The following is a 6512-nucleotide window of genomic DNA, read 5'->3' as shown; positions in this document are numbered from 1 at the left end:
CCTCCACCGCCCCCGCCGCCGCCGGGGCCGCCGCCCCCGCCGCCGCCACGCGCCCAGGCGGCGATGTCGCCCGCATCCAGGCCCGGCAGCGGGGCGAGCGAAAGCGCCGCACCGGCAAGCAGCAGAGCGGACAGTCGAAGACCGAACGAGGATCGTCGCATCGGTGCACTCCTCCGCCATCCGGGCGCCGGGACGGTCCGCACGACGCGCCGACCCGGCAGCGGTCCGGGATCATTGGAGACGAAAATCTATCGCCGAGCGTCCGCGCGCAGCAATCGACGAAATGCGCGATTGCCACCACCGTCGATTGTCGTCTGGCGCGAGCATGGCCCTGCTCCCGCATCCCGGGGAACGCAAAATCGCTTGCCCCGACGCGGAGCACGGACATAGAACATCGGCGTGGTTGCCGGTTTGTTCCGGCGGCCGCGCCTTGGGGCAGGAGGGAGGAACCGCCGGTCATGCTGACCCGCAAGCAGCACGAGCTTCTGATGTTCATCGACCGGCACCTCCGCACCACCGGGTTCTCGCCGTCCTTCGAGGAGATGAAGGAGGAGCTCGGGCTCAAGTCCAAGTCGGGCATCCACCGGCTGATCACCGCACTCGAGGAGCGGGGCTTCATCCAGCGCCGCGCCCACCGCGCCCGGGCGCTGGAGGTGATCCGCCTGCCCGAGACGGCGCTGCGCGCGCGCGACCAGGGCCAGGTGCCGTTCGCGCCCAACGTGATCCGCGGCAACTTCACCCCCCAGCTTGCCGGCGCCCGCCAGGCGGCCGAGGCGCAGGCGGTCTCGCTGCCGCTCTACGGGCGGATCGCCGCCGGCCTGCCGATCGAGGCGCTGCGCGACGCGAGCGAGACGATCGACGTTCCGGCCGCCCTGCTCGGCGGCGCGGGCGAGCACTATGCCCTCGAGGTCGCGGGCGACTCGATGATCGAGGCCGGCATCCTCGACGGCGACACGGCGATCATCCGGCGCGCGGACACCGCCGAGAACGGCGCGATCGTGGTCGCGCTGATCGACGAGAACGAGGTGACGCTGAAGCGGCTGCGCCGGCGCGGCAACTCGATCGCGCTCGAGCCGGCCAATCCGCGCTACGAGACGCGCATCTTCGGCCCCGACCGGGTGAAGGTGCAGGGCCGGCTGGTGGCACTGTTCCGCCGCTACTGACGCCGCACGATCCGCCCGTCGGTGGCCGGCCGCACCGGGCTGTGGCGGCCGAGCCAGGCTGCGAACACCTCCTCGAGATTCGGACCCGAATCGTAGGGGTCGATCGCGCGGTCGCGCAGCACCGTGTACCCGTCGCCGCCCTGGCGCAGGAAGTTGTTCGTGACGACACCGTAGAGCCGCGCCTCATCGAGGGGAGCGAAGCCGCCCTCCGGCGTACGCAGCTCGACCGCGACGACGCGACGGCCTGCCGGCGCATCGGCCCGCCAGACCAGCCGCATCCCGGCCACCTGCGGAAACGCGCCTGCGCCGCGCTCGACGCCGGCAAGCCCGGCCTCGAGCGCGGCGCGCAGATCGGCGCCGCTGAGCCTGAGCGTGGCCAGCGTGTTGGAGAACGGCAGCACGGTCAGCACGTCGCCCCAGGTGACCGCGCCCGCCGGCAATCCCGCGCGCAGCCCGCCGCCGTTCTGCAGCGCGACCACGGCGCCCGCACCGCGTCCGGCGTCCAGCATCGCCTCCGCCACCAGGTTGCCGAGCGCGCACTCGCCGCTCCGGCATCCGGCGTTCGCGACCCCCTCGGCGAGGCTGCCCACCACCTGTGCGCGCAGCGCGGCGAGCGGCGCGGCCAGCCGGGCGAGCAGCGCCTCGACCGCCGGGTCGCGCGGATCGGCGAAGCCGAGCACGCGCGCATCGCCCGTGGCGGAGAGCACGCGGCCGTCGCGGTCGAGATCGAGATCGAGCCGGCCGAGCCAGCGATTGAAGGCGCCCGCCTGCACCACCGGCACGGCGAAACCCGCAGCGCCGGCGGCCGGCAGGGGATAGCGGCCCGCCGCCTCGGGCGCCGTGTTCGACAGCAGCGTGTGGCTGTGACCGCCGATCACCGCCGAGATCCCAGGCACGGCAGCGGCAAGCCGGCGATCGGCCTCGAGCCCGACATGGGTGAGCGCCACCACCACCTCGGCCCCGGATTGGCGCGCCTGAGCGACCCCGGCGCGCAGACCGGCCTCCTCGTCGCCGAAACGCACGCGCGGCCCGGGCGAAGAGATGCGCGGCGTGTCCACCGTGGTCAGCCCGACCACGCCGATGCGCACGCCGCCGCGCTCGATCACGGTCGCGGGGCGGATCAGCGCGCCGAGGCTCGGCTCCTCGCCCGCGTCGATGTTGGCGGAGAGCAGCGGACAGTCGAGCGAGGCGGCGAAGCGGGCCAGCACCGGCGGGCCGTTGTCGAACTCGTGGTTGCCCACGGCCATCGCATCGTAGCGGATCGCGTTCATCACCTGGCGTTCCGCCTCGCCGCGCCAGTGGGTGTAGTAGAGGCTGCCCATGAACTGGTCGCCGGCATCGAGCGTCAGCACGATCCGCCCTGCGGCCTCGGCCGCCGCCCGTTCGGCGGCAATCGCGGCGGCCAGCCGGGCGCTGCCGCCGAAGCAGGCGCCCGGCCGCTGCTCCTCGACGCGGCAGACCGCCCCGAGCCGGTTGATCGGCTCGTGGCGGCTGTGCACGTCGTTGCTGTGCAGGATCGTCAGCCGGATCGGCGCGGCTGCGCGCAGGATCGCCGGCGCGGCGAGCGCAGCCGCGCCGGCGGAGAGCAGCAGGCGGCGGGTGAGACGCATGGCGGCCTCCACGACGGGAGGCCGGACTGTAGCGCGGCCGGGTGGCGGCTTCATCGCCGCCGCGTGAAGGATCAGAACCGGAACGACAGGCTGAGCGAGCCGTATTGCGCCATCCGCCCCTGGCCCGCGAACTCGCGGCTGCGGAAGGCGTGGGTGTAGGAGAGGCGCGCCCACGGCATGACCAGCACCGCGCCGATCGCGCCCTCGCCGACCAGCGCTTCGCGGTCGACGCGCGGGCCGTCGCGGAAGGTGTTGCCGTCGAGGAAGATGTCGCGCGCGACCGCGCGGCCCTCGAGGGCCGCGAAGACGTACCACCCCCACAGCCCGTCGGGCTGGAAGAAGGACGACCCGGCGAGCGAGGGTCGGATGCGCGGCGGGCCGAAATCCGCCTCCAGGTTCGAACCGAGCCGCAGCATCAGCCCCGCCGAGGCGTAGGTCTGCACGTTGCCGAGGCTCGCCGTCAGGCTCGGCACCAGGCCGATCGCGAGGCCGCGCGCCTCGTCAGGATCGAGCGGCTGGTTGAGGCGCCACTGGCGCGTCAGGATCACGTTGATGCCTGGCTCGTCCTTGAGCTGGTGGTCCCAGCCCAGGGCGCGGCCGACATTGATCGCGTCATGGATGTTGTTCTGCACCTGCTCGCCGAGCGCCGCGGGGCCGACCACGCCGAGCTGGATCTCGAGTGCGCCGAGCGCGGTGCGGGTGTGCGAGGCCAGGATCAGCGAGCCGTAGAGCCAGCCGGCATAGGGACGGTCGCCGGGATCGGGCACGCGCGCGAGGGTGTCGTCGGGCGTGAAGATGTTCTGTCCGAGCGCCAGCCCCCAGCGCGGCCGCCCGCCGAGCGGCAGGAGCGGCGTCGCCATGTCGCCGAGCCAGGCGAGCCATCGCGGCGGGTCGGCCGAGGCGGAGAACCAGGAGAACTGGAACCCGCTCGTGTAGTAGCGGTCGGTGCCGCCGAAGAGGTCGTTCTCGACGGTGAGGTTCCACGAGGCGGCCGGATCGGGCGCAGGCGTCACCTGCGCGGGCGCGGGCACCGCGAGGGCGGCGAAGAGGGTCGCGGGAAGGAGTCGCGTGCGCACGGGCTTCATGCGATCACTCATAGCGCGGCGGGCGCCGTCCGGTTCCCGCAGCGGAGGGGTGGCAGAGCGGTCGAATGCGCCGGTCTTGAAAACCGGAGAGCCGTCAGGCTCCGTGGGTTCGAATCCCACCCCCTCCGCCATGAATGTTACCTAACGCGCTGATATAGCTAAACGTCTTCCCGATCGCCCAAGCCTATCCCCGCCCATATCCCCGCCCCCGCGTTGGATGACCCTGGACGTGCGCGCCCGAGCCCCCCGGGTGTGGCCTCCCCGCGTCAGACAACCGCGCGGCAGGCCGGGACGGCGGGGGCGTGGTAACTGGCCGCTGCCGGCGGTAAGATGCTCAATCCCGAGAGAGAGGCGCCGCGCCATGCCCGCCCCGATCCGCTTCCGCTTCCGCCCGCAGAAGGCGGTCGCAGCCATCCATCAGATGCTCTTCTGGGCACGCGAGGACGGGCTCGGAGACCCCGATCTGCACACGATCCTCAAGGCGTGCTACTTCGCCGACAAGGCGCACCTCAACGCGCACTGGCGGCCGATCTTTGGCGCGACCTATCGGGCCATGGCCTACGGCCCGGTGCCGCTGGAAATCTATGAGCTCATCAAGGCGGAGCCCCTTTGGCTAGCCGAGCTCGGCCGAGACGATGTGCCGTGGCGGCGCGAGGGCTATCGGGTCATTCTGACCGGCAACGATCAGCCGGCACTGGAACACCTCTCATTGAGCGATCGGGAAGCCCTCGAGACGGCGTTCCGTAAGGCGCGGGGGCTGACCTTCAATGCTCGCACCGCGGCAAGCCATGATCAGGCGTGGGAACGCGCACGCCTCGGGCTGATCCGCTACGAGGACATGATCGCCGAGGACAACCCCGACCGGGAAGCGATCCTCGATGCGCTCTCCGAGGACGCGCATCTGATGGATGTCTGAGGGGCCATCGGCCCTCGCGCCGCTGGATGTCCTCTGGGCCTTCGATCAGGAGGCAATCGACCGGCGGACTGGGCAATCCGGCAAATGGAAGCTTCTGGTCGTCATGGGGACGGCCCCGGATGGGGACGACCTTATACTGTTCCGGATCAACTCAGCGGCAATGACGCGGCGCGGCCCCCGGCCGGGCAGCATCCCTGATACCGCGCGATCCGCATCATCCGTTTCTGGATCACGACAGCTATCTGTTTTGCGGCGGCCCGCCGGTCGCCCTGACGGATGCGCAGCTTCAGGCGGCGATGGCAGGTCAGGCGATCGCGCATCGGCAAGGGATTGTCGGGCGCATCCATTCTTCACTGATCCCGTCGATTCGGGCGGCAATAGAGGCGTCGAACATGCTCCCCGAGGCGGTTCGCACGCTGATCTTGGGTTCCCTGGCCCAGCACGTTCCTCCAGCCGACTGCGACGGCGGCGCGTGACCTCGGCCGGCCGCTCGTGCGCCGGCGGCGGGCGCCGATGCCGGTAGCGTCCGCGGAGGTGGTGGAGATTCCGGCGTCGGTCGGAGTGTAGGCCCGAGGTGGCCATCGGCCCAGGCGGTCTAGGGTGGTGTTGCGACACCCCCCCGACCGACCGAGGAACCGATGACCGAGGACAGATTGCCACTGGCCGAGCTGCTGGCGAAGGCCGGCGACGGCGACTTCCTGCGCAGCGTCGCCGAGGCGGTGCTGCAGATGCTGATGGAGGCCGACGTGGAGGGCGTGATCGGGGCGGGGCGCTATGAGCGCACCGGCGAGCGGTTGAACTGGCGCAACGGCTTCCGCGAGCGCACGCTCGACACCCGGCTCGGGCCGATGCAGCTGCGGATCCCGAAGCTCCGGCAGGGCTCCTACTTCCCGCCCTTCCTCGACCCCCGGAAGATCTCCGAGAAGGCGCGGGTGGCCGTCATCCAGGAGGCATGGATCGGCGGGGTCTCGACCCGGCGGGTGGACGACCTGGTGCAGGCTATGGGCCTGACCGGCATCTCGAAGTCGACCGTCTCGAAGCTGTGCAAGGACATCGACGAGCGGGTCTCGGCCTTCCTCGACCGCCCGCTCGCCGGCGAGTGGCCCTACCTCTGGCTCGACGCCACCTACCTGCGCCAGGGCGAGGGCGGCCGGGTGGTCTCGGTGGCGGCGATAATCGCCGTGGCCTGCGACGCCGAGGGGCGGCGCCAGATCGTCGGGCTGCACATCGGCCCCTCCGAGGCGGAGACGTTCTGGGCGACCTTCCTCAAGGGCTTGGTCAGGCGCGGGCTCAGGGGCGTGAAGCTGGTCGTCTCCGACGCCCACGAGGGGCTGAAGGCAGCAGCCGCCCGCGTGCTGGGCGCCACCTGGCAGAGGTGCCGCGTGCATTGGATGCGCAACGCCCTGGCGCACGTGCCAAAGGGCCAGCAGACGATGGTCGCCGCGGCGCTGCGCTAGGCCTTCCTGCAGCCCGACCAGGAGAGCGCCCGGCGGACCTGGCGCCACGTCGCCGACCAGGTCCGGCCGCGCTGGCCGAAGCTCGGCTTGCTGATGGACGAGAGCGAGGACGACGTGCTCGCCTACATGGCGTTCCCGGCGCAGCACCGGACCAAACTGCACTCGGTCAACACTCTGGAGCGGCTGAACAAGGAGGTGAAGCGGCGCGCCGACGTGGTCGGCATCTTCCCCTCCGAGCAGTCAATCCTGCGCCTGATCGGCGCGGTCCTGCTCGAGGCCAA

General features: G+C 71.5%; 5 protein-coding genes, 1 tRNA gene and 1 pseudogene. 4 read left to right on the top strand and 3 right to left on the bottom strand.

Annotation, left to right across the window (positions count from 1 at the left end; all coding sequences use genetic code 11):
* Window positions 1-458: 458 nt before the first annotated feature.
* Window positions 459-1163, top strand: coding sequence for a transcriptional repressor LexA (lexA, locus tag FK498_RS16300; RefSeq protein WP_141856392.1), 705 nt, complete (start codon window positions 459-461; stop codon window positions 1161-1163).
* On the opposite strand, the gene FK498_RS16295 is transcribed toward lexA, so the two are convergent.
* On the bottom strand, window positions 1157-2773 hold the full coding sequence (locus tag FK498_RS16295) for a bifunctional UDP-sugar hydrolase/5'-nucleotidase (protein WP_141856390.1): 1617 nt from the start codon (window positions 2771-2773) through the stop codon (window positions 1157-1159). The genes lexA and FK498_RS16295 overlap by 7 nt on opposite strands.
* A gap of 71 nt (window positions 2774-2844) precedes the next feature.
* A complete protein-coding gene (locus FK498_RS16290) occupies window positions 2845-3849 on the bottom strand; it encodes a lipid A deacylase LpxR family protein (protein ID WP_237560975.1) in 1005 nt (334 codons plus the stop codon).
* Between the two features lie 52 nt (window positions 3850-3901).
* On the opposite strand from FK498_RS16290, the gene FK498_RS16285 reads away from it, so the two are divergent.
* Window positions 3902-3989: transfer RNA gene (locus FK498_RS16285), tRNA-Ser, on the top strand.
* A gap of 230 nt (window positions 3990-4219) precedes the next feature.
* Entirely contained in the window at window positions 4220-4774 is a 555-nt protein-coding gene (locus tag FK498_RS16280) for a type II toxin-antitoxin system antitoxin SocA domain-containing protein (protein WP_161988454.1), read from the top strand.
* A gap of 146 nt (window positions 4775-4920) precedes the next feature.
* Here the strand turns inward: FK498_RS16280 and FK498_RS16275 are convergent, their stop codons facing one another.
* Window positions 4921-5121: a hypothetical protein gene (locus FK498_RS16275; protein WP_141856384.1), complete on the bottom strand. Its 201-nt coding sequence runs from the start codon at window positions 5119-5121 to the stop codon at window positions 4921-4923.
* Between the two features lie 291 nt (window positions 5122-5412).
* Here FK498_RS16275 and FK498_RS16270 point away from each other — a divergent pair.
* A pseudogene (locus tag FK498_RS16270) lies at window positions 5413-6512 on the top strand (IS256 family transposase); the annotation flags it as partial.

Origin of the sequence: Elioraea sp. Yellowstone (assembly GCF_006704265.1) — a bacterium.
Classification (GTDB): Bacteria; Pseudomonadota; Alphaproteobacteria; order Acetobacterales; family Acetobacteraceae; genus Elioraea.
Note: the sequence above shows the minus strand (reverse complement) of the source record. Positions and strands in the feature narration are given on the sequence as shown.

Coding starts and splice junctions, on each gene's coding strand:
- FK498_RS16295 (WP_141856390.1), bottom strand. CDS start 2,773: ATGCGTCTCACCCGCCGCCTGCTGCTCTCCGCCGGCGCGGCTGCGCTC.
- FK498_RS16275 (WP_141856384.1), bottom strand. CDS start 5,121: ATGGATGCGCCCGACAATCCCTTGCCGATGCGCGATCGCCTGACCTGC.
- lexA (WP_141856392.1), top strand. CDS start 459: ATGCTGACCCGCAAGCAGCACGAGCTTCTGATGTTCATCGACCGGCAC.
- FK498_RS16280 (WP_161988454.1), top strand. CDS start 4,220: ATGCCCGCCCCGATCCGCTTCCGCTTCCGCCCGCAGAAGGCGGTCGCA.